At 63.3% G+C, this 23997-nt stretch carries 15 protein-coding genes; 7 read left to right on the forward strand and 8 right to left on the reverse strand.

Features of this window, described 5'->3' with window-relative positions; all coding sequences use genetic code 11:
- Positions 1–112: 112 nt before the first annotated feature.
- From JMA46_RS06020 to JMA46_RS06035, 4 genes are all read right to left on the reverse strand, one after another.
- On the reverse strand, positions 113–2821 hold the full coding sequence (locus JMA46_RS06020) for an MMPL family transporter (RefSeq protein ID WP_207344429.1): 2709 nt from the start codon (positions 2819–2821) through the stop codon (positions 113–115).
- Positions 2822–2871: 50 nt separating this feature from the next.
- Entirely contained in the window at positions 2872–3486 is a 615-nt protein-coding gene (locus tag JMA46_RS06025; RefSeq protein WP_207344430.1) for a TetR/AcrR family transcriptional regulator, read from the reverse strand.
- 75 nt (positions 3487–3561) lie between these two features.
- Positions 3562–4209 (reverse strand): response regulator transcription factor, encoded by a 648-nt coding sequence (locus JMA46_RS06030; protein WP_207344431.1) that lies wholly within the window; start codon positions 4207–4209, stop codon positions 3562–3564.
- Positions 4206–5378 carry a sensor histidine kinase gene (locus JMA46_RS06035; RefSeq protein ID WP_207344432.1) on the reverse strand — a complete coding sequence of 391 codons (1173 nt, stop codon included), beginning with the start codon at positions 5376–5378 and terminating at the stop codon, positions 4206–4208. Before JMA46_RS06035 ends, JMA46_RS06030 begins: the two co-directional genes overlap by 4 nt.
- 165 nt (positions 5379–5543) lie before the next feature.
- Between JMA46_RS06035 and JMA46_RS06040 the strand changes: the two genes are divergently transcribed.
- Complete coding sequence (locus JMA46_RS06040; RefSeq protein ID WP_210768597.1) at positions 5544–6014, forward strand: DUF6326 family protein; 471 nt, start codon at positions 5544–5546, stop codon at positions 6012–6014.
- 153 nt (positions 6015–6167) lie between these two features.
- Here the strand turns inward: JMA46_RS06040 and JMA46_RS06045 are convergent, their stop codons facing one another.
- Positions 6168–7589, reverse strand: a complete 1422-nt coding sequence (locus JMA46_RS06045; RefSeq protein ID WP_207344433.1) for a dicarboxylate/amino acid:cation symporter — start codon at positions 7587–7589, stop codon at positions 6168–6170.
- 475 nt (positions 7590–8064) lie between these two features.
- Between JMA46_RS06045 and JMA46_RS06050 the strand changes: the two genes are divergently transcribed.
- Positions 8065–8829 (forward strand): DUF559 domain-containing protein, encoded by a 765-nt coding sequence (locus JMA46_RS06050; RefSeq protein WP_247647094.1) that lies wholly within the window; start codon positions 8065–8067, stop codon positions 8827–8829.
- 107 nt (positions 8830–8936) lie between these two features.
- Here the strand turns inward: JMA46_RS06050 and JMA46_RS06055 are convergent, their stop codons facing one another.
- The gene (locus tag JMA46_RS06055; protein WP_207344434.1) at positions 8937–10679 is read right to left on the reverse strand and encodes a DUF885 domain-containing protein; all 1743 of its coding nucleotides are present in this window, start codon (positions 10677–10679) and stop codon (positions 8937–8939) included.
- Positions 10680–10756: 77 nt separating this feature from the next.
- On the opposite strand from JMA46_RS06055, the gene JMA46_RS17600 reads away from it, so the two are divergent.
- Entirely contained in the window at positions 10757–12889 is a 2133-nt protein-coding gene (locus tag JMA46_RS17600) for an FUSC family protein (protein ID WP_207344435.1), read from the forward strand.
- Between the two features lie 10 nt (positions 12890–12899).
- Here the strand turns inward: JMA46_RS17600 and JMA46_RS06065 are convergent, their stop codons facing one another.
- Both JMA46_RS06065 and JMA46_RS06070 read right to left on the reverse strand, forming a co-directional pair.
- A complete protein-coding gene (locus JMA46_RS06065) occupies positions 12900–13148 on the reverse strand; it encodes an acyl-CoA carboxylase subunit epsilon (RefSeq protein WP_207344436.1) in 249 nt (82 codons plus the stop codon).
- Positions 13145–14728 (reverse strand): acyl-CoA carboxylase subunit beta, encoded by a 1584-nt coding sequence (locus tag JMA46_RS06070; protein WP_207344437.1) that lies wholly within the window; start codon positions 14726–14728, stop codon positions 13145–13147. The genes JMA46_RS06065 and JMA46_RS06070 overlap by 4 nt, the downstream gene beginning before the upstream one ends.
- 227 nt (positions 14729–14955) lie before the next feature.
- Between JMA46_RS06070 and JMA46_RS06075 the strand changes: the two genes are divergently transcribed.
- From JMA46_RS06075 to JMA46_RS06090, 4 genes are all read left to right on the forward strand, one after another.
- Positions 14956–15894 (forward strand): biotin--[acetyl-CoA-carboxylase] ligase, encoded by a 939-nt coding sequence (locus tag JMA46_RS06075; protein WP_207344438.1) that lies wholly within the window; start codon positions 14956–14958, stop codon positions 15892–15894.
- Complete coding sequence (locus tag JMA46_RS06080; RefSeq protein WP_207344439.1) at positions 15887–16486, forward strand: PH domain-containing protein; 600 nt, start codon at positions 15887–15889, stop codon at positions 16484–16486. The genes JMA46_RS06075 and JMA46_RS06080 overlap by 8 nt, the downstream gene beginning before the upstream one ends.
- Positions 16482–17549 carry an adenylate/guanylate cyclase domain-containing protein gene (locus JMA46_RS06085; protein ID WP_348770076.1) on the forward strand — a complete coding sequence of 356 codons (1068 nt, stop codon included), beginning with the start codon at positions 16482–16484 and terminating at the stop codon, positions 17547–17549. Before JMA46_RS06080 ends, JMA46_RS06085 begins: the two co-directional genes overlap by 5 nt.
- A 151-nt stretch (positions 17550–17700) precedes the next feature.
- Complete coding sequence (locus JMA46_RS06090; RefSeq protein WP_207344441.1) at positions 17701–23919, forward strand: Ig-like domain-containing protein; 6219 nt, start codon at positions 17701–17703, stop codon at positions 23917–23919.
- Positions 23920–23997 lie beyond the last annotated feature (78 nt).

The following is a 23997-nucleotide window of genomic DNA, read 5'->3' on the forward strand; positions in this document are numbered from 1 at the left end:
TCACCAGTCTAGCCGAGTCCCCGCCGTCGTCGAATGTGCACCAGATGGCAATGCTGACGCCAGGAGGGCGGACAGTGCCGAAACGCTGCCCGCCCTTTTCGCTGCGGTGAAGCTAGCGTGCCGGTTCGGGATCCTCGCTCAGTGAAGAGGCGTCGTCTTCCACCATGAGTGTGGCAAGTTTGGCGCCCTCCACGTCAACGTCTGGCAGGACCCTATCCAGCCACTTCGGCAGCCACCAGGCAGACTTGCCGAGCAGGTGCATGGCGGCCGGAACGATCGTCATGCGGACTACAAACGCGTCGATGAGCACACCGAACGCCAGCGCGAAGCCCAGCGGGCGCACCATGGTCAGGTGCGAGAAGATGAACCCGGAGAACACGCTGATCATGATGATCGCGGCCGCCGTGACCACCGGCGCCGCATGCTTGAACCCGGTGCGCACTGCCTGTTTGGCATCCTGCCCGTGGGCGTAGGCCTCGCGCATGCCGGAGGCTATGAACACCTGGTAGTCCATGGCCAGGCCAAACAACACGCCAATCAGGATGATCGGCAGGAAGCTCAGCACGGCCGCGGGGTTGGCGACGTCGAATATGCCGCCCAGCCAGCCCCATTGGTACACGGCCACCACGCCGCCAAATGCCGCAACCAGGGAGAGCAGGAAGCCGGCAGTGGCCAGCAGCGGAACCAGGATGGAGCGGAACACGAGAACCAGCAGGATCAGTGAAAGTCCGACGACGATGGCCAGGTAGGGAGGCAGCGCCGCTCCCAGCTTCTCCGAGACATCGACGTTGGCGGCTGTTTGGCCCGTCAAGCCGATGGGAACATCGTAGCGGGATTCAATGCCGGGACCTTCGGCCCGCAGGTCATGGATCACCTGGACCGTGCTTTCACTGGCAGGGCCCTCGGTGGGGATGACCTGGTAGACGGCGGTGCGCAGATCCTTGCTGACCATGACGGGAATGGCTGCCTTGACGTTCTCGACTGCACGCAGTTGATCAGCCACGTTCAGGTTCAGCACCGTGGCACTGGCTTCATTCAGTCCGGCTGGCAGGGAACCCACCACAATGATGGGCCCGTTCATGCCTTCACCAAAGTTCTTACCGGTGATGGAGTACGCCTGGTAGGCGCTGGAATTGACCGGCTCGGAACCGCCGTCGGGCAGGGCAAGACGCAGACCGGCGGCCGGGATGGCGATGACAGCAAGCGCAATGACGGCTGTGACAAGGGAAATGATGGGGTGGCGGGTGACAAGCCCACCCCAACCGCGGGCGCTGCGGGCAACGTCCGCCGCTTCATCCGCTGCAGCCCTCTCCGAACCGCTCAGGCCAACAAGTGTGGCTTCATGTTTGGCCGTGGCTGCGGTGTTCCTGGCCCAGGCCTTCTTGGAGATCAGCCGCTTGCCAATCAGGGACAGCAGTGCCGGGGTCAGGGTCAGCGCTATCAGTACCGAGACGGCAACCGTAGCCGCAGCGGCCAAACCAAGGATCGCCAAGAACGGCAGGCCCGTCACTGAGAGGGCCGCCAGTGCAATGACAACCGTCAGGCCAGCGAACGTCACTGCGTTGCCTGAAGTACCCGTCGCCTTGGCGATGGACTCGCGCAACTCCATGCCGGCGAGCAGCTGCTGGCGGTGCCGGTTGACGATGAACAAGGAGTAGTCGATGCCCACGGCCAGGCCCAGCATCAGCGCCAGCATGGGCGAGATGGAGGACATCTCAATGACAGTTGTCAGGGCCATGGTGCCGCCCACGCCAATGCCGACGCCTACAACGGCCATCAGCAGCGGCAGTCCGGCTGCCACGAAAGTGCCCAGCATGATCAACAGCACGGCGGCTGCTACCGCAATACCCACGACCTCGGACACACCGAACAGTTCGGAGACGTCCTCGACAATTTCCTTGCTGTAGGAGACGCTCACACCGTCTGACTCCAGGGTGTTCAGTTTGTCCTGGACCAGCTGGCGGTTGGCAGGGGTCACGGCGTTCATCGACTCGCTGAACTGGATCTGGCCGATGGCGGCCTTGCCGTTTTCAGAGACAAAGCGGATCCCTGAGGCAGCTTCCGCGGTGCGCTGGCCAAGGCCCAGTTCGGCCTTCTTGGCAGTCAGCGTGGCTGCTCCGGCGTCGAACTTGGCCTTACCGGCTGCATATTGGTCCTGACCGGCCTGCCATTGGGCCTTCCCGGCGTCCAGCTGCGTCTGGGCCCCGTCGATCTGGGCTTGCGCGGCAGCCATCTGGGGTGCTGCGGCTTGAGCCTGCGGGGAATCAGCCGGCAGTGCCGCAAGCTGGGCCTGCTGGGCTGCGAGCTGCTTCTTCTGGGCGTCGAGCTTGGCCTGTCCGGCGTCCAACTGGGCCTTGGTGTCGGCCAACTGCTTGGCGGCGGCCTCGAGTTTGGGCAGTTCTGCGGCGGCTTGAGCCTCACCGGCCGCCAACTGCTTGGCACCATCGGCCAGTTGGGCTGCTCCGGCCTGCTGTTGCGCAGTCACGAGGAACGGGTCAATGACACCCTTGACAGTGGGCACGCCGGTCACCGTTTCCAGCGCCGCCGTGATGTCCTTCTGCTGGGCGGGCGTCAACGGCTCACCGTTGGTGCTGGTAAACACGACGGCGCCCGTGCCACCGGAAGCTTCCGGCAGCTGGGCTTGGAGCTTGTCCGCCATTTGCTGGGTTTCAGTGCCGGGAATCTGGAAGTTGTTGGACATGGGCCCCATGAACAACGCTGCAGCGCCGCCAACCATGCCCATGATGACCGCCCAGGCGGCAATCACCAGCCACGCGCGGCGTGCCGAGAGCCGTCCCAGTCGATAAAGCCAAAGCGCCATGATCATTCCATTCTGTGTGGTGTCCTGCCCAGGCAGGCGCCGGGGGATGTTTAGCTGTGGAATCCGTTGCGGATCAGACCGACCGTGCTTGCCAGCAGGCTGCGCAGATCGGCCAATGATTCTTCGGTGATGTTGGTTCCATGTTTCTGGAACCAGACTTGGAATGCGCCCTTGCAACTGCCAACGACGGCACCCACCAGGGCAAATATGTAAAGTTCATCTGTTCCCTCAGGGAGACGCTGCTTGGCCACCTCGGTGATTTTCAAGCTGCACTCCTCCCACGCCTGGAGCTGAAAGCGTGCCAGCTGAGGGTCTTGGGTCAGGGTGAATGTTTCGGCCAGGATGGCCAAGTCGCGGGCGCTGCCGCCGGCTGACAAGGCGGACTGGGCGGATTCAAGCAGCGGCTCGTCGGACGGCCGCGCGACCAGCTCAACAATGACCTGATCGAGGTAATTCTGCGTGAAACTAGCCACTGCTGCCTCCACGGAGGAGAAGTAGTTGAAGAAGGTGCGCCGGGAAACTCCTGCCGCGGCAGCAACGTCGTCGACCGTGAAGGCGTTGAAGTCACGATTGCGCAGAAAATCCAAGGCGGCAGTAGCGATGCTCTCCCTGGTGGCCGCCTTGTTCAGTTCGCGGCGGGAAACGGGTGTCGGTGAAGTGTCCACACCACTACACTAAGTGCAAGTTTGCACTTAGTGCAAGTTGATGGACGGGTGCGGCCGTCAACGTTGATCAGCGGGTTAGTCCATGCGCCCTGTCTCGTGGGCCCAGATGGCGAGTTCAACGCGGTTCCGAACCCTGAGTTTGGTCATCAAGCTCGACAGATGAAACTTGACGGTGCTCATGCTGATGTGGAGGGCGGCACCGATCTCGGCGTTTGACAGCCCCCGGGCGAGTGTCAGGAGCACTGCCTCCTCCCGGTTCGTGAGGGGTTCAATAGGCTCGGCAGCATTTCTCCTGTTGGTGTGGGCGAAGCGGGCGAGGAGACGTGCTGTCACTCCCGGGTCGATGAATGCATCTCCGTTGACTGCGCAATGGATCGCCTGGACCAGTTGCTCGGGGGAGGCGCCCTTGAGCAGGAATCCCCGTGCGCCGGCTTTGAGCGCCCCGTAAATGTACTCGTCGGTGTCGAAGGTGGTGATGACCACGACGGCGGTCGGCTCGTCCACGTCCGGACCTGAGAGCAGACGGGTGGCCTCAATGCCGTCGACATACGGCATCCGTATGTCGAACAGACACACGTCCGGGCGCAGACGGCGGGCCAGCGCGAGCGCCTCACGGCCATCAGCAGCCTGGCCAACAACTTCGATATCGGCTTCGCTGCCCAGAATCGTGGCCAAGCCGGTGCGGACAATGCTTTGGTCATCAGCGATGAGGACTCGGATCATTGCCCACGCCTTAGTTCCCGCGGAAGGACGACGCGCACGAGCCAGCCGTGTCCGCTGCTCGGGCCGGCGGTGAGTTCGCCACCGAGCAGGTGGACCCGCTCGGCCATTCCGACCAGTCCGAATCCGGGCGGGGCAGACGGTGGTGTGCCTACGCCGTCGTCCTCGACGCTCAGTTCCACCTCGGCAGTTCTGCCGGTCACAGCGACGGCCACCTTCGTTGCGCCTCGAGCATGTCGGCGGGCATTGGTAACCGACTCCTGGGCTGCCCGGTACAAGGTTGACTCCAGCGACGGACCGAGCCCGGTGAGATCGCCACGCAACGTCACGTCGACACGCAGCCAGCCATCCTCTGCGTCTGCCAGGTTCTCGATGTCGGTCAAGGTATGCCCGGCAGGGGGAGTGGCCTGGCTGCTGCGACGACGCAGGCCACCCACCATTGTGCGCATCTCGGAGAGAGCCAAAGCAGCCTCACGCTCGATGCTTTTCAGTGCCTCGGACGTTCCGGGTGGTGCTCCGGGTGGTGCTCCGGGTGGGGCGGAGCGGGCCAACACCAGGCCGGCCTGGGCTTGGATTGCGATGGCGGAGACGTGGTGGGCGATCGTATCGTGCAATTCCCTGGCAAACAGTTCACGCTCCTGCAGCTTCGCCCTCTCTATCAGCTGCGCACGCGCCACAGCCCGGTAGCGGACCGCCAACCCCACCGTAGCGGCCAACAGCAGCACGGCCGCCCCGCCTCCTGCTTCCTGGAGTCCGCTGGTAGCGGTTGCAACCGCGACGGCGTACTCGAGTGCCACGAGTCCCGCCCCAAGAATGATGTCCCTTCCCGAGCCCCACCGCACCAGCGTGTACAGCAAGACCAGCACGGCGGCCGCGGTCCAGAGCACGACAGGTGCGGCCGCGAGGACAGTTGTAGCGAGATCGACCAACAGAAGCGCTCCGAACGCCACCACCACAGCGCCCAAAGGCTGCCTGCGCCGGATCCACATGGCGGCCGCAAAGGCGAAGCCCAGGGCCATGGCGGCCACGGGCCACGACACGTCAGGGCGGAGGAGCGCCTCCAGAGCCGCTGCTGCAAGCACGATGGCCGCAAGCACAAGGTCGAGGCGGCCCGCGCGGTGCGGGTGCTCCAAGGCCGGCTCGGTCCACATCAACTTGGCAGCTCTCAGCATGCCCTCAGCATAGATGCCCGGATCGACAAGCTGAAGGGCCAAAGGGCCGCCACTGACCCGGCCAATCGGCCAGGTGGATTCGGGCTGCCAGGCGGTGTAAAAAAGGAACTCCGTCGAGTGAAACTGAGGTACATAACAGACATTCAAACGCAGGGAGGACACATCGTGAACACCATTGTCAGAACCGGGCCCAACGACGCGAAAGTGGACCGGAGGATCGTGCTCAGCGGCCTGTGGGTCAGCATGCTCTTCGTCTTCGCCTTTGTAGACATTTTCACGTTCTGGCGTGCAGACGCCATTGAGGGCGCACTCTCCGGTTCGGTCCCGGGGATGGGATGGGACATCGATCAGGTGTTCCTGGTCCTCACCACGGCCTACGTCCTGGTCCCGAGCCTCATGGTCGCAGCATCATTGCTCGCCCCTGCCCGGATCAACCAAGTCCTCAACCTGAGCGTCAGCGTGCTCTATGCGGCTTCGATAGTGGTTGCGCTCATTGGCGAGACGTGGGTCTACTACATTCTGGGGAGCGCCGTTGAACTCGCCCTTCTAGCAACCATTGCCGGGGTAGCCTGGGCCTGGCGTGCTCGACAAAAGGCAGGGAAACGCCCCGAACCGCTGATGCAGGCAGGACGTTGACGCCGTCGACGTGTTGCACGGCGTGTTGCACGCGCAGCGTCTGCGAGGCAGCCTGCAGTGCCGCCTTAACGCAGAATCCCGCCAGTGCTGCGATCCAACGGATCGCAGCACTGGCGGGATTCTCATGAACTTCCAGCCGGCCTACGCGGGTGCTTAGGCGCTGACTGTTTCGCGCTTTCGGTCAACGTCTTCGCGGCTGTTGGCGAGCTCGGCCAGCAGGTCATCGGAGTCATCGGCAAAGGGATCGCCGTTGCGCGGTGCGTTGTACAGTGCCTCGTCGAGGATGCCCTGGCGCTTGGAAACGATGGTGGGCACCAGTGCCTGGCCAGCGACGTTGACTGCCGTACGGCCCATGTCGAGGATCGGGTCAACGGCGAGCAGAAGTCCGACGCCGGCCAGCGGCAGTCCCAGCGTTGACAGCGTCAGGGTGAGCATGACGACCGCGCCAGTGGTGCCAGCGGTGGCTGCCGAGCCCAGGACGGATACCAGGACGATGAGCAGGTACTGGCCCACGTCAAGCTGGATGCCGAAGAACTGTGCCACGAAGATGGCTGCAACGGCGGGGTAGATGGCGGCGCAGCCGTCCATCTTGGTGGTGGCGCCCAGCGGCACGGCGAAGGATGCGTAGGCGCGGGGCACACCCAGGTTGCGTTCGGTCACTCGCTGGGTCAGCGGCAGCGTGCCAATGGAGGAGCGGGAAACGAAGCCCAGCTGCACTGCCGGCCACACACCGGAGAAGTACTGCTTGATGGACAGCCCGTGGCTCTTGATCAGGACGGGATAGACGATGAACAAGACGATGGCCAGGCCAACGTAGATGGCAATGCTGAACTTGCCGAGGGAACCGATGGTGGTCCAGCCGTAGCTGGCCACGGCGTTGCCAATCAGTCCGACGGTGCCAATGGGGGCTAGGCGGATGATCCACCACAGCACCTTCTGGATCACGGCGAGTGCCGAACCGTTGAGCTTCAGGAACGGATCGGCTGCTTTGCCAACCTTGAGTGCTGCGATCCCAATCACGATGGCAATGACCAGGATCTGCAGAACGTTGAAGCTGACGGAGGTGGTCAGTGCGCCGGACTCGGCGGCCTTGGTGGTGGCGCCCAGACCCAGGAAGTTCGAGGGGAACAAGCCGACCAGGAATGCCCACCAGTCACCGGATTTGCCGGTGTAGTCGCTCGGAGTGGCTTGACCTGTGCCGGCGCCGGGCTGGAAAACCAGGCCCAGGCCGATGCCAACCGTGACGGCGATCAGGGACGTGATGGCGAACCATAGGAGCGTGTTCCACGCCAATCGGGCGGCGTTGGTGACCTCTCGCAGATTGGCAATCGAGGAGACCACTGCCGTGAAGATCAACGGCACGACGGCCGCCTTCAAAATGGAGACGTAGCTAGAGCCGATCGTGGCCAGCGCGGTGACGAGACCGTTCGGGGTGGTCTTGGGATCGCCGCCAAGTTGGCGGGCAAGCAGCCCCAAGACGAGGCCGAGCACCAGGCCGGCAATGATTTGGACGCCGAAGGAGCTGGCCCATCTGGGCAGCCTCGACACTTTGGGAGTTGTCACTGTGGAAGTCATGGCTCAACGGTAGGCGGCGCACAATACCAGCCTGAAATTTGTGTTTCCCCCTGTTACGGATCGCAATCTTCATTGTTTCGCCGAGCTGCCACTTATGGTGCCCAAGTCGCTGGTTTGGGCACCACAAGTGGCAACTCGGCGAAGAGTTTCGGATCCTCATCGGGAAGAAGCTGCCCGTTATCCACAGCTTGCACTGTTTCAGCCAGCTGAGCGTCCACGGCGTGCAGTTCTCCGTATTAATGGGTTCATGGACAAGTTCGATCCGCTTCCCCTGAACCTTGCGATGCGGCCTTTCACCATGGATGAGGCACGTGCTGCCGGAATCTCTCGGGGACGGTCCCGTCGCAAGGACCTCTGGACGCCCACACGAGGAATTCGAGTCCCACGGCAGGCGCCGTTCAGTTTCCTGGAAAGCTGTAGGGCTTATGCCGCGGTGACGTCTTCAGGTGTTATCAGTCATCTAAGCGCTGCAAGATTGCATGGACTTTATCTTCCGCGACGGCTTGAAGAGCTTCCTGCCATCGATGTGGCCACACCCATGGGCGTGCGCCAGCCCAGAAGGAGGGGCATCTACGGGCATCTGCTGTCATTGGGACCGGACGATGTTGTGCATATTGCCGGTGTCCCGGTCACGTCCCTGCAGAGAACATTGTTGGACATTGCTGCGAAGCTGAGCATTGATGAATTGGTGGCTGTCGGTGATCAAATCGTTTGTGCACACCACCGGTCATTTGGGCGGCAGACATGGCCAAAGGTCCAGCTGGACGTGCTGAAACTCTATATAACCCGGCATTCCGGGGCCCGGGGGATGAGCAGGCTGAAGGCAGCCATGGAATTGGTTCGTGTCGGTGCGGACTCACCTCGGGAGACCATGCTGCGGTTGATCATCGCACGATCTGCACTTCCCAATTTCGAGCACAACGTCGAGATCAGGGATGCTGCTGGCCGGGGCATGGTGGGCCCGGACTTGGGATGCGAGGAGTACAAGACATGCATTGAATACGATGGCAAGCATCATTTCACCAGCGAGCAACAAATGAAAGACCACGACAGGGATTTCGTGACCAAATCGCTGGGCTGGCACCAAGTGCTCATCAACAATGATGACTTCCGTTCGGGAGAATTGGTGGTGGTCACGAAAATTGCCCGAATGCTCAAGCTCGGGGGCTGGCCGGATCCGCAAAATCTGGCGGGAAGTTCGCTAGAGGGGCGCCTAACCACGCGCAGGGACTTCGGATAGTCGCCGAAACTGCCCCCAAGCGCGCATCCCGTCCACGAGATGCCACTTAAGGCGTCCAAACCAACGATTTGGGCACCACAAGTGGCAACTCGAGGGGCTGGCTGGGCTCAGTCCTCCAGCAGCGCCATTTTCAGGGTGTCCAGTCCCACTGAGCCCAGATTCAGCGCCTTAGTGTGGAAGTCGCGCAGCGAAAAAGCGTCGCCGTCGCGGGCGGCGCGGGCGTCGCGGATCTCCTCCCAGAGCCGTTGGCCGATCTTGTAGGACGGAGCTTGGCCCGGCCAGCCCAGGTACCGGTTGAATTCAAACTCCAGCTGGCCGGGGGAGATGTCAAGGTTGGCTTTAAGGAACTCAAAGCCCGACTCCGCCGTCCATGTTCCGGTTCCCCACTGCGCCGGGATCTGCAGCCCAAGGTGCACACCGATGTCGAAAACCACGCGGGCCGCACGCATGCGCTGGCCATCGAGCATGCCCATCCGATCACCGGGATCGGACAGGTAGCCGAGGGTGTCCATGAGCCGTTCGGCATACAGCGCCCAGCCTTCGCCATGGCCGGACACCCAGCAAACATTGCGGCGCCAGTCGTTGAGCAGCCCTGCCTGGTACGTGGCCGTGCTGACCTGCAGGTGGTGGCCGGGGACGCCCTCGTGGTAGACGGTGGTGGTTTCGGCCCACGTGCTGAAGGTGTCCTCGCCCTCGGGCACCGACCACCACATGCGCCCTGGGCGGGAGAAATCTTCGGAGGGGCCGGTGTAGTAAATACCACCGTCGTGGGTGGGAGCGATCCGACATTCGAGCTTCCGCATGATCTCCGGGATGTCGAACTGCGCCCCTGCCAGCTCCGCCATGGCCGTGTCTGAGAGCTTTTGCATCCACTGCGTCAGCGCCGCCGTACCGTGCAGCATCCGGGCAGGATCATCATTGAGCAGTTCCTTGGCTTCCGTGATGGACGCGCCGGGTTTGAGCTGCTGTGCCACGGCCTGCTGTTCGGCAATGACCCGGTCCAGTTCCGCCACACCCCAGGCGTACGTTTCCTCAAGGTCGACGGCGGAGCCCAGAAACGTGCGTGACGCCAGTGCGTAGCGTTCCCGGCCCACGGCATCCGCCTCGGGTGCCACCGGCAGCAGTTCCTCGCGCAGGAACGCAACAAGGGCCCCGTAACCGGTGCGGGCCAGCTCCGCATTGGCGAGCAGCGCACTGGTGAGCTCGGCAGGGAGGGAGGTCCCGGCGTCGTGCTCGGAACTGGAGACGGACGTGGAATCAGCGGAAGGGAAGTCCAACGCTGCATCCCGGGCCAGAGTGAGGAAGAAGCCGTCGGAGGCAGCATGGCGTTCGGACTGCTCGATCACCGTGGTCACCTGCCGCCGGGCCGCGATAAGACCGCGGCCGGCACCTGCGCGCAAGGAGGCGATGTAGCCGTCGATGGCTGCTGGAACGTTCGCCAGCCGGGCGGCGAGGTGTTCCCAGTGGGTGAGCGTTGCCGTGGGCATCAAATCGAAAATAGCCCGAATTTCCTGCGCAGGGGAGGCGATGTTGTTTAGATCTGCCAGCGGCCAGCCGGTCTCGTGGAGCTCAACGGCCAGGCCCAGCCGCTCGCGCATTGCGTGCAGCGTGGTCCTGTCCACCGCATCCTCCGGCGCCAAACCGTTCAGCTCGGCCAGGGCGTGGCGGGCGGCATCGGCTGCAGCCTCAAGCCCGGCGGGGGAGAAGTCGCGGTACTCGCTCTCATGCCCGAGCCGGCCCAACTCAGTGGCAAAGCCGGGATCAAGCTCAAGCAGCCGGTCAGTGTAGGAGTTGGCAGCGGCGTCGACGGCGGTGGCGGGGCGGGGCAGAGGAGTTGTGTCGGGGCTCATGGGTTGAGCCTAGTTGCTTCAGGACAGGCGAGGCCAAGGCACGCCTGCGTGGGCCAATGACTGCAATACTTAGAAACGTGTCAGCTACTTCGTCAGTCGCCGCAACGGTAAAGAAGTCCTTGCGGCTGGACTTCTCCCAGTCGGACCCGGTCGTTGCAGCTCGCAACGCCGTTGGGATCGCCGTGCCGTTGGTGATCGGTGTGGCAGCCGGGAGCATTCCCGTCGCCGTCTTTGGCGGGGTCGGGGCCATGTTTGCCGCCTTTGCCGACAGGCCCGGCAGCTACCGGCTGCGGTTCTCGCGCATGGGCATGACGTCCCTGGCTGCGGGTATTGGCGGCGGACTGTCCGTGCTGACCTCGCACTCCGTTTTGCTCTCGCTGCTATTGATTGCGGTGTTTTCCTTCACCAGCGGCATGCTCATGGCACTGGGTCCCGTGGTGGCCCAAATCGGCATCGCTGGCACGGCGGTGGCCATAGTGCTGAACAGGTTTGAGCTTCCGCCCGCCAGTGCGCTGGGCATCGGTGCTGTGGTGGTTGCCGCCGGACTGTTTCAAGCTCTTCTGGCTATTGCCGGCTGGCCTGTGCACCGGCATGCCCCTGAAAGGGCCGTCCTGGCTTCCGTCTATGAGGCGCTGGCGACGCGCACCCGCTCCCCGCATCCGAAAATGATGACGCCGGGGGCCGGAGTAAAGCTGGACGCCGCGCGGGCCACCATCACCGGATTCGGGCATGGACACGGGCCCAGCATGCAGTCCTACCGAGGGCTGCTCGATGAGGCAGAGCGGATCCGGCTGGAGGTCATCGCACTGGCCTACTGCCTTGAGCGCTTTGAGCGGGTTGAACGTTCCACGCAGGCCGACGCCGTCCACGCGCTGCTGCTGGCGGCTGGCCGGGTCCTTGATTCCACGGCCGAATCCCTGCGCAAAGGCAAGGTATTCGATGACTCCATGATGGAACCCGTAGTCGAAGCAGTGGAACGGCTGCGGGACATCATCGGGGACCATCCCGATTCACCAACCGGAAGGTTCGCCTCCCTTCACGCCCGGGCCCTGGCCGGACAGCTGCGTGCCTGTGCACGCATGGTGACCCCCGGCGCAGTGGAGGGCCGTATCGCTGAAAAACCCGTGACGGTGGGCGGGATCAGGGTTGCCGTTCAAGCCCCCTTTGACACGCTGCGTGCCAACCTGCGGCTGGATTCGGCCATATTCCGGCACGCCATGCGGCTGGCTGTGCTCGTCACTGCCACGGACGGGTTGGCCCGGCTGCTGCCGGGCAGCACCCGCGGGTACTGGATCTCGCTGATGGTCCTGCTGCTGTTGCGTCCCGACTTTGCCGCGACGTTGCTGCGCACCACCGCCCGGCTGGCCGGCACCCTCTTGGGGCTGGGCATTGGCACCGCCGCCACGTTCCTGGTGGGCAGCGGGAACCCGTATGCGCTAATTGCCTTGGTCGTCATCTTTGTCTTTGGGGTCAGGATCTCCGGCACACCCAACGCGTTTTTCATGAGCATTTGGACGGCCGCCTACTTGGTGGCCCTGCTGGATCTATCAGGCATTCCCGCATCGGACGTGGCGTTGCCGCGTCTCGTGGACACCGTCCTAGCTGGTGTGCTGGCCGTGGCAGCAACGGTTGTTTGGCCCGCCTGGGAGCGCAGCTACCTGCCGACGCGCCTAGCCGAGCTGTTGGCTTCATACCGGCTCTACTTGGCGGCGGTGTCTGACCCCGCGGCGAGCAAGGCCAGCATCGACGCGGCCAGAATTGCTGCCCGGCTGGCCCGTTCCAATGCCCAAACGTCTCTGGACCGGACCCGGGCTGAACCCGTGGCCGGCCTGGCAACGCAATACGTGGGCGAGGGCCTGCTGGTTCAAAGCCACCTGTTCATCCAGGCTGCCATGGTCATTGACGCGGCCAGGCTGTCCGTCTCGGCGGCGAAGGGACCTGTCGAGCGGGTGCTGGCACCGCTGGAGCCCTTTATTGCCGACGCCACCACAACGCTCAAGGCGAGTGAGGCGGCCGTGCTCGCCGGGGTTCCTGCCCGTGGCGCCGTCAACTTACGCGACTCCTACACCCGCCTGGCCGAAAGCCTGCCCGAGATTTCACCGCAGTCAGCCACCGTGCAGCCAGCCATTCTCGATGCGGCGGATAGGATCGCCAACTCGGTGGACACCATGGTGCACCTGCTGCGCGAGCGCTCCGCAACTGCCTCATAGAACCTCTCGGTCAGCGGCCCGAAGACCGCCGCCACGCACCCGCACCGGGCTTGGGCGGCAGGTGCAGCTGCTCCCGACGCGCCCAATGCCGGCTCGGGGCGGGTGAATCGTCGTTATCGGCAGCAGATTGCAGGGCAAGCACGACGGCGGTCACGGCGGCAAGTTCCTCAGCGCTCGGATTGCCGTGGCTCACCGAGAGAAACGGCTGCGCTGCGGAAGTTTCAGCCGGCTCGGCCACCGGTGTCTGGTCGTTCGTCACAGCGGGATGTTCCCATGCTTCTTGGCGGGCAGGCTGGCCCGCTTGTCACGCAGCGCCCGCAGGCCCTTGATGAGTTGGATGCGCGTCTCAGAAGGGGCGATCACGGCGTCGACGTAGCCGAGTTCGGCGGCCTGGTAAGGGTTCAGCAGCTCGTCCTCGTAGTTGCGCACGATCTCTGCACGGCGGGCTTCAACGTCGCCGCCGTCGGCCTGCACAGCGGCAAGGTCGCGCCGGTACAGGATGTTCACGGCACCTTGTGCGCCCATGACACCGATCTGTGCCGTGGGCCAGGCCAGGTTCAGATCGGCGCCGAGCTTCTTCGAACCCATGACGATGTAGGCTCCGCCGTAAGCCTTGCGGGTGATGACGGTCAGCTTGGGCACAGTGGCTTCGGCGTACGCGTACAGCAGCTTTGCGCCGCGGCGGATGATGCCCTGGAATTCCTGATCCTTGCCGGGCAGGAAGCCGGGGACGTCAACGAGGGTGATGATGGGAATGTTGAACGCATCGCAATTGCGCACAAAACGGGCAGCCTTTTCGGAGGCCGCAATGTCAAGGGTGCCGGCAAATTGCATGGGCTGGTTGGCCACAATGCCCACCGTGTGGCCTTCGATGCGCCCGTAGCCAATCATGACGTTGGGTGCGTACAGTGCCTGCATCTCCAGGAAGTGCCCGTCGTCGAGGATCTGCTCGACCAGCGTGGACATGTTGTAGGGGTGGTTGGCCGAATCGGGTATCAGCGTGTCCAAGGCGAGGTCGGCGTCGTCGAGCTCCAGCTCCTGCTCATGCTCGACGGCGGGCGGCTCGGCCAGGTTGTTGGAGGGCAGGAAGTCAAGGAGTTCGCGCACAAACTCAATGGCGTCGGCTTCATCGGTGGCCAAATACGTGGACGTTCCGGTGTTGGCGTTGTGCTGGCGCGCCCCACCCAGGGTTTCCATGTCCACATCCTCGCCGGTGACGGTCTTGATGACGTCCGGGCCGGTGATGAACATGTGGCTGGTCTTGTCCACCATGACCACGTAGTCGGTCAAAGCGGGGGAGTAGGCCGCGCCACCCGCACACGGGCCCATGATGAGGGAGATCTGCGGGACCACCCCGGAGGCGTGGACGTTGTTGCGGAAGATGTCGGCGAACATGGCCAGTGAGGCCACGCCTTCCTGGATGCGGGCGCCGCCGCCATCGTTAATGCCCACTACGGGGCAGCCGTTGCGCATGGCAAATTCCTGGACCTTGACAATCTTTTCGCCATTGACTTGGCTCAATGAGCCGCCATAGACGCTGAAGTCCTGGCTGAAGACGGCCACAAGCCTGCCTTCGACAGTGCCGTAGCCGGACACGACGCCGTCGCCTAGCGGCTTCTTCTTGTCCATGCCAAACGCGGTGGAACGGTGCACGGCGAGTGCGTCAAACTCCACAAACGAATCGGGGTCAAGCAGCAGGTCGATGCGCTCGCGGGCCGTATTGCGGCCCTTGGCGTGCTGCTTTTCAATGGCCGCTTCACCCGAGGGCTTTTCCGATTGAGCCATCCGGTCGCGGAAATCGGCAATTTTGCCTGCTGTCGTTGAAAGATCGTGGCTCATTGATACTCCGGCTCGTTAGTGTGGAAGCGGGCGACCCTTAAGTGGGAACCGCACAAAAGGGCAATCTCAAGATTCATTCTAGTAACGGAAACTGCCCTTGCGTGTGTAGGAACCCTACAAAGTCGCCCGATTTCTCTCTGACATTCCTCCAGCGCGGCGTTCCTTCCCGGCACGGGGCTGGCAGGGAGGGCGGGGAGTGGCGCTCCACGGCCGATAAGATTGATGCCATGACCGTTGCCCCACCTTCCCCTCCCCAGCCTGCGCTCAAGCCCTCCGTGTTGCGGGCTTCGTTGATGCACCCGGCAGGCAGCTTCGCCAAGGTGGAAGTAGTGGGTTCAACCGGCTCAACGAATACTGATTTGGCGGCCAGCGCCGCCGCACCCGGTCAATACTGGCCCGATCTAAGTGTGTTGATTGCCGATGCCCAGAACGCCGGGCAGGGCCGGATGGGCAGGTCCTGGGAGGTCCCGGCCGGAGCAGCCATGATTTCCAGTGTGTTCCTGCGTCCCAGCGAGCAAGCCCATCAGGCAGGCGCGAACCCGACTTTTGCCGCAACCTCATTTGCCGCAACCGGCTATGGGTGGCTTTCCGTGCTGGCTGGCATGGCACTGTGCCATGCCGTGCGCTCCTGCACAGGTGTTCCCGCCGAGCTCAAGTGGCCCAATGACGTGGTGGTGCGCGGCCGCAAGCTTGCCGGAATTCTCGCGCAGGTGGTGGCGGCGCCCAGCGTTGCGATGGGTCCCGGCGTCGTAGTGGGGGTGGGGGTCAATGTCAGTGCACGCGCCGATGAGCTGCCCGGGGATAGGGCCACGTCCTTGTTGCTGGAAGGTGCGGGGGAGTTGGACAGGAACGTGCTGCTGCCTGCGTACCTTTTGAAGTTTGCGGACCTTTACCAGGAGTTTGTGGCAGTGGGCGGGGATGCCACGCGCCCTCTGGCCGGTGGATCAAGTGTGTTGGAAATGGCGCAGCTGCGCATGGGTACGTTGGGTCAGGAGGTGCGGGCGGAGCTTCCCGGCGGGGCCATGCTGTATGGAACGGCCACCGCCTTGGCCGACGACGGGGCGCTGGTGCTGCGCGACGCGACCGGGACACACCACACAGTCAACGCCGGGGATGTGATCCACCTGCGTCGGACGGGAACCGGCGGCACGGTTAATTATGCATAACTGGCTGCTGGAGGGTGAACAGGTTGAAATCCGCTGCCGGCAGCATGCGCGGATCCTGATCTGGCCGATCACGGTGGCACTGGTGCTGGTTTATGCTTTTTTCGCCGGGCTGGCGCAGCTGCAGGCGGGGCCTTTCTCACGATGGGCGCCTGGCGCCGATGCGTGGCGGGAGTCGGCTGTGATGGTGCTGCTCGCCATCGGCATCTTCGTGCTGCTGGTGTATCCCGTGCGGCGTGTACTGCGCTGGGCCACCACCCGATACGTGCTGACGAACAAGCGGCTATTGGTTCGGCGCGGAATTTTTGGCAGGATCAAGGAAGCCCATGCGTTTGAGCAAGTCCAGCAAGTGGTGCCCGTACAGAAATGGCGTCAAAAGATGGTGGGTTCCGGAGACATTCAACTGCAGATGTTGGCAGGACGCGTGCGCACTGTCACTGAGGTGCCCGAGTTGAAGCGCTTCAATGAAGAAACTCAAAAAGCATGGACAAGAGCGTTTCGAGCTGCCATTCAGCAAACACTCCGTCAAGGGGACTACTCTGGTGAGGTTGGAATGAACGAGAAGGAGCTGCGCGAGCTTGGAAGAGACTATTGATCCACCCGAGCCAACGCTGCCTCCAGCAACACGTAATCAAACGCGCGACCTGGAGGCACAGCTTTTAGGCGGTGAACGGACGCTCAAACGCCGTGACGTGGCTGCCGGGGCCGGTGTTTCGCTGCTCTCTGCCCGGAAAATTTGGCGCGCCATGGGCTTCCCCAACTTAGGCGACGACGACGTGGCCTTCACACCGCGTGACCAGGACGCCCTGAAAACCGTGGTCACCATGGTCAGGGAAGGGCTTCTGACGGAAGAAACCGCCATTTCCGTGACCCGTTCCATCGGTCAAATGACGGACAGGATGGCCGTCTGGCAGATTGAGGCCCTCGTGGAGGACCTCGTGGCCGAACACGGGATCAGCGATGCTGAAGCGCGCCGGGCCGTGGTGTCGGAGCTGCCCAACCTGATTGCCCCGCTTGAAGAACTGTTGGTGTATTCCTACCGACGCCAGCTCAACGCAGGAATCCAGCGCCTGGCGGTGCGGGCCGAGGAAGGTCTGGCCGCCAGTGAACTGGGGCGCGGCGGCGACGAGGACGATGCGCCACTGCCTTTGGCCCGCGCCGTGGGCTTCGCGGACCTTGTCAGCTACACCTCCCTATCCCGGCGCATGAACGAAAAAACGCTGGCCCGCCTGGTGCAGCGATTCGAAAACGTCTGCTCGGACATCATCAGTGTTGGCGGCGGCCGGCTGGTGAAGACCATCGGAGACGAAGTCCTGTTCAACTGTGAAACACCCGTCGCCGGGGCCCAGATTTCGCTGGCGCTGGCCGAAGCCATGGCAGCGGACGACTTCCTGCCCGAAGCACGCGTGGCCATGGTCTGGGGCAGAGTCCTTTCACGCTTGGGGGACATTTACGGCCCCACCGTCAACCTCGCCGCAAGGCTCACATCGCTGGCCCAACCCGGCACGGTGCTGGTGGACTCCGTCACCGCCTCGGCCCTGACCAACGACGACAGGTTCGTACTGACCCAGCTGCCGGTGGAAAATGTGCGCGGCTTCGGCGAGATCGCCCCCGTGCTGCTGGGCCGTGGCACGGGCAAAGGCATCGTCGTCGACTAGGCACCCCGCAGGCAGGCCTTCGGCAGCTTACCGTGCTAATTAGTCCATTCGACGTATAATAGCCGGGGGCGCCTTTGACTTTGGCCGCGCCGCAACAGGGGGAGCCACAGGACCACTTCCCCTGCGAAGACAGGTTTTGGGAGTTAGTTACATGGCACTGCAGGCACTCACGGGCAGATCCTTGCGCAAAAAGGACATTTTCGGGATCTCCGGAACATTCCTGGTGGCAGCATCCCTTGTCACAGGTGCCGTGGTGTACCCCGGCTTCGCCACTGCCGACGTGGACCTCAATGACGGCAGTGTCTGGGTGACGAACCGCGCCGACGGGCTCGTGGGCCACCTCAATGACCAGTCCAAGGTGCTCGACGGCGGATTCAGTGCCACCACCACCGGTTTTGACGTAGTGCAAAATGCCGGAAACGTGTTCATGAGCGGCGACGGCGGCAACCTGCTGAACCCCGTGAACGTCCCGATGATGGCCATGGCTGCGGAAACGAGTCTTGGCGGCGGCAAATCCACATCCCAAGGCAATAAGTTCCTCTCGCTGACGGACGCCGGCCTGGGCAAGGTCTGGGCCGTCCCCAGTGCCGAAGTGCCCGGCTTCAATGACAAAACCACCGTCCCGATCCTCAGCGGGCTGGACAACCCCGTCTCGGTCACAGCCCCCGACGACACAATTTTCACGGTTGCACCCAAGACCTCCGAACTGATTTCCACAGTCATGGACGACGCCGGCAAGGTCGCCTCCCAGGACCGCTCGAAGGTTGAGGGGCTGGCCGGGTTGAGTGACGTTCAGCTCACTGTTGCCGGTGGCAAGCCCGTCGCGTTTTCCGCCGAGGCGGGCAAATTGTTCCTGCCCGGTGGCAAGACAGTCACCATCCCTGACGCCCAGGGCGCGAAATTGGCCCAGCCAACGGACGAAGGCAACTTCGTCGCCGTCGAAACCGGAACGGCGTTGTTCACCCAGCCGCTTGACGGTTCAGCGGCCAAGGTGCTGGAGCTGGGCACCAGTGGCAAGGCCGTGGCACCCGTGGTGCAAAACGGCTGTGTCCATGCAGCCTGGTCCGGCGCCAACAAATACGCCCTTTCCTGCCAGGGTAACGGCGAGCTGGTGGACATTCCCAAGGCCGGTGGAAACTCGGAGTTCGTGTTCCGCAAGAACCGCGACGTGGTGGTGCTCAACGACATCAACTCCGGCAACGTGTGGCTCGTCAACCAAAACATGCTGCTCGTGAACAACTGGGATGACCTGAAAACTGATTTGAAAAAGGCCGACAACGCCGACAAGGACTCCGCAGACCCCAACGTGGTCAGCACCTTGCCGGATAGGACCAAGCCCAACCGCCCGCCGGAAGCGCTCGCCGACGAGTACGGCGTCAGGGCGGGAAAGACCACCATCCTGCCCGTGCTGTTCAACGATTCGGACCCCGACGGCGACGTGCTCACGGTGGAGCCGCCCGCAGCCGAACCGTCCATGGGTGCAGTGCAATCCATCTACGGTGGCACCGGATTGCAGATCAACGTCCCTGTTGGGGCCAAGGGCTCCGGCCAGTTTGGCTACGTCGCCAATGACGGGCGGAGCGGCACGGCCGGGGCCAACGTGAATGTGCGCGTGGTGCCGGAGAGTGAAAACACGCCACCCAAGTCCCTGCGCGATGCCACCATGGTGGTGGAGCAGGGCCAAACCATGGTGCAGAACATGCTGGCGGACTGGATGGACCCGGAAGGCGATGACATCTTCTTGATCAGCGCCGTCTCCGATGATGACAGCGCCGTCATCAAAACCAGCCCCGACGGTGAGCTGAAGTACACCGACGACGGTGAAAAGGACGGCATGAAGTCCATGACCATCACGGTCTCCGACGGCGTGGACAGCACAGAACGCAAAATAAAGGTCAACGTCAAGGCCAGGGGCACCGTGCCTCCCGTGGCCAATGCGGACTTCTTCCGGGCCGTGGTGGGGCAGCCCATAGCGCTGTCACCGCTGAAGAATGACCAGGACCCCTCCGGCGGTAAACTGCGCCTGGCCAGCGTCTCCAAGCCGCCGAACGCCACCGTGTCAAAGATCGCCGACAACGGCACCGTCACGTTCACAGCCAGCAGCCCCGGCGCCGTCTACCTGGAATACCAGGTGACCAACGGGCCCATGAGCGCCACGGGCCTGATCCGCGTTGACGTGGTGGCCGCGGACACGAAGGGACTGCCCGTGGCCGTAAAGGACCTCGCCATGCTGCCCTCCGGCGGAACCGTCCTAGTGGATGTGCTGGGCAACGACATGGACCCGGCCGGCGGCGTGCTCGTCATCCAGTCGGTTGACGTTCCCCCGGGCTCGCCGGTCTCCGCCGTCATCGTCGAGCGCAATGTCCTGAAACTCACCGACGTGCGCGGGCTCACCGGCAACATGAGCATCAAATACACCATCTCCAACGGGGAAGGCAGCGCCGTCGGCGAGGTTTCCATCATCCGGATTCCCGCCCCGGACAAGCTGCTGCCACCGCGCGTGGAACCAGACACGGCCGTGGTGCGGGTGGGCGACGTTGTCTCGATCCCCGTCCTGGCGAACGACGTCGACCCCAACGGTGAGGTGCTTAAGGCACCTGTTGTGGTGGAGACGGGGGACCCGGAGGCGGGCAAGCTCTTTGCCGACCAAAACCAGTTACGCTTCATCGCCGGCCAGAGCCCGAAGAAAGTCACCGGCGTCTACAAGGTCGCCAACAGTTCAGGACAGTTCGCCTCAGCCAAGGTGGACATCACCATCATTGCTGCCGACCCCGAACACAACCTGCCACCGGCACCGAAAAACCTGACCGGCCGTGTCATCGCGGGGGACCAGGTAAAGATCGCCGTGCCGCTGAACGGCATTGACCCCGAGGGCGACTCGGTGGAGCTGGTGGGCATCGACAAGGCACCCACGCTCGGCACGGCCGAAACCGGCAACGGCTACATCTTCTACACCGCCGGCGGCAGCTCCGCAGGCACCGACACCTTCAGCTACCGTGTGCGTGACCGACTCGGCGCCGAGGCCATTGCCCGGGTAGACGTTGGCGTGGCCCCGCAGCTGGCCATGAACCACCCGCCCGTCACGGAGGATGACTTCATCACCATCCGGCCGGGCCGCAAGGTGGCGCTGGATGTTCTGCTCAACGACTCCGATCCTGACGGCGGCCAGCTGGGCCTTGTCAAGAATGGCTTTGAGGGTCCCGAGTCCATGGCGCCCTCGGTCACGGACAAGGGCAAGGTCTTGGTCACCTCGCCGCTGGAGCCTGGCATCGCCACCATGATGTACACGGTGGCGGACAAGTTCGGGGCGAAGGCCACCGGCAACATCCGCATGACCGTTACGGAGGACGCGCCGCTAAAGGCACCGATCGCTCGTGACGACCGTGTCACTGTCAAGCAAATGCTGGGTAAGAACACCGTTGACGTTCCGGTGCTGGAAAACGATGCCGATCCCGACGGCGTGACGGAGGCTTTGGCTGTCGCCGTGGAGTCCGCGCCGGGCAAGCCGGCAACGAGTGCGTCCGTACTTTCCACCGGTGCAGTGCGCGTCGTGCTGGAAGCCGGGGAACAGATGGTTCCCTACACTGTCACTGACCAGGACGGATTGAGTGCCACTGCCGTGATTTGGGTGCCCGGCCTGGACAAGCAGTACCCCGTGCTCAAGAGCAACAAAGTGATCCGGTTGACGGCAGGGGAGTCGGCCACCATGAACCTGGCCGACTATGTGCAGGTTCGGGAAGGACGCAAGCCGCGCCTGACCGAAGCCGCGAAGATTTCCTTGTTGGGTGCCCCCAATGACAACGTCATTGTCGGCGACGGTGCAGGGATTAAGTACAACGCGGACATCAGGTTCTACGGGCCTGGCTCCATCACTTTTGAAGTCACCGACGGCACCGGCCCTGATGATCCTGCAGGCTTGAAGTCGACCCTGACTGTCATGACGCTTGTGGACCCCGCCCCTGTTGAGGAAAAGGCGAAGGACCCAGAGAAGAAGAAGGATCCGGAAAAGAAGGAAGAGGAAAAGAAGAAAAACACCCCTCCCACGTTCACCGGCTCCACCCTTGATGTGGCACAGCAGGAAACCGCCACTCTGGATGTTGGGCCGCTGGCCTTCGATATTGACCCGGGAGACAAGGACAAGTTCAAGTTCTCCATGGCAGGTGGCGCACCGGGCGGCTTCAACGCCGACCTCAAGGGCACCGTCCTGACCGTTTCGCTCAAGGACGGCACCAAGGTGGGCACCTCCGGCACCCTCCAGCTGCAGGTCAGCGACGGCAGCAATGATCCTGTGGTGGCTGCCATCGTCATGAACGCCACCTCCTCCTCGAAGCCGCTTGCCGTGGCCAATGAGGACATTGTCAAAGACGCCCATGCCGGCCGTGCAGAGGTCATCAAGGTGCTGGGCAACGACGTTAATCCGTTCCCGGACACCGCGTTAAAGGTGGTGGACACCAACATTGAAACCGGCAGCAAGGGCATCACGGTCACGCACGTTGCCGACGCCGTCACCGTGAACACCGATCCCGACTACAAGGGCACCGTGGTGGTCCGCTACACCGTGGCGGACAAAACCAATGACAAGGACAGGTACGCCAACGGGCGCATCCGCATCACCGTCAAGGGCAAACCGGACGCCCCCACGAAGCCGCAGATCGTGGAGGAAAAGGACAAGGCCGTTCTGCTTACGTGGGATCCGCCGGCAGATAACGGCGCCCCCATCACAAAGTACACCGTAGCGTGGACAGGCGGCACGCAGGACTGCGGTACCAACACGTGCACCATCACGGGCCTGAAGAATGCGCAGGCCTATAAGTTCACCGTAACCGCCACGAACGACGTCGGGACCTCCGCGCCGTCGCCGTCCTCCGTCACTGCCACACCGGACCGCATCCCGGACGCACCTGCTGCGCCCAAGGGTGCCTTTGGCGACAAAAAGGTGGAGCTGAGCTGGGTCACCCCGGTAGGGGAATTCTCCGCCGTCACAAAGTTCAACGTGGAGATTTCCCCGGCCCCGGCCGGCCAAAACGGACAGAAGGCGGGCGTCACCGGCAACACCCTCACCTGGACAGGGCTGGCCAACGGCACTGACTACCAATTCAGGGTCCAGGCAATCAACAATGCCCCCAACCCTTCTGATTGGGGAGCCTATTCCGCAACGGTGACCCCGGCGGGTTTGCCGTCGGCTCCGGCTGCGCCCACCGTGAGCACGGCGCTGGCCGTTGGCCCCAGCAGCCAGAGCCAGGTCAATGTCAGTTGGGCAGAGCCGTTCATCAACGGTGCACCCATCGAGAAGTATGAGGTGGAGCGCAGCGGCGGTGGCAAGGCAGCTGTCACTCAAGTCGTGGAGACCGGTACCAGCGCCAATTTCACCGTGGGGACGTCAACGGTGGGCTACCAGTACCGTGTTCGCGCAACGAACAAGGCCGGGGCAGGTGTGTATGGGGCCCAGTCGGCTCCGCAGCGCGCGTTGGGCAAGATCAACGGAATTGTGATTCCACCAGGGATCGCCCTGGTGGGCACTTCCGGTGCCGGTGGGGCCGTCACCGTGACGTACACGCCGCTGGGCACCGCTCAGCTCAACGGCTACTCTGCCGGTGAAGTGCAGTACTGCGTCAAGCTGTCCACGGCAGGTGAAAAGTGCGGTGTGCCCTCCGGCGTGCAACTGTCCTCGCCCAACGGCGGCGCCGTATACGCCAATGTCAGGGCAGTGCCCCTCAGCGGTCCCGGCAACCAGGCAAGTGACTACTCGGGCCCCTCAGCCACTGTGTCGCCTTATGGCGTTCCCAGTCAGGTCGGCGTCAATGGAAGCACCGCACCCAAGACTGTGAAAACGGTGAGTTGGACCTGGTCCGCTCCGGGCAATAATGGAAGCGCCATTTCGCGCTACGAAAGCAGCCTCAATGGTGCCGCCTGGACCAGTAGGGGCACGGCCACGAGCTACTCGACAGCCACTGGCGGATACAACGAAACTGCCACGCTGAGCGTACGGGCTTGCAACGCCGGTGGCTGTGGCGCCGCCTCACCTGCCGTGGCGGCCAAGTCCGGAGGTCCACCCGATCCGCCGCTGCCAAAGGTCACCGAGGTCATCGTGATGGTTGGCGACTGGCATTCGTGTACTCAGGGACCAGGGGAAAAAAACAACTTCACCAGGCCACCCGCCACATGCGGTGGTGTTGTTTCGCCTGGGGGTGATGTGAACCTGGGGGGCAAATGGCTTGACCGGGCCGACGGCTGGGTCCAAGTCTCAGGCTGTGGGTCCGGCTCCTACAGCAGTTGGTACGTCATGTCGAGCGGTCCGCAGGCCGGCCGCTGGGTGCGAGCCAACACGGTGGATGTGCGGGATAGGAACGGCGGCAACATCCGTTGTTGACCAGGGCGGAGATCCGCTGCTGAAAAATGTCCTTGCAATGGGGAGTTGAGCCTGCGGGCACAACTCCCCATTGCAGGG

It is taken from the genome of Arthrobacter sp. E3, assembly GCF_017353415.1.
Taxonomy (GTDB): domain Bacteria; phylum Actinomycetota; class Actinomycetes; order Actinomycetales; family Micrococcaceae; genus Specibacter.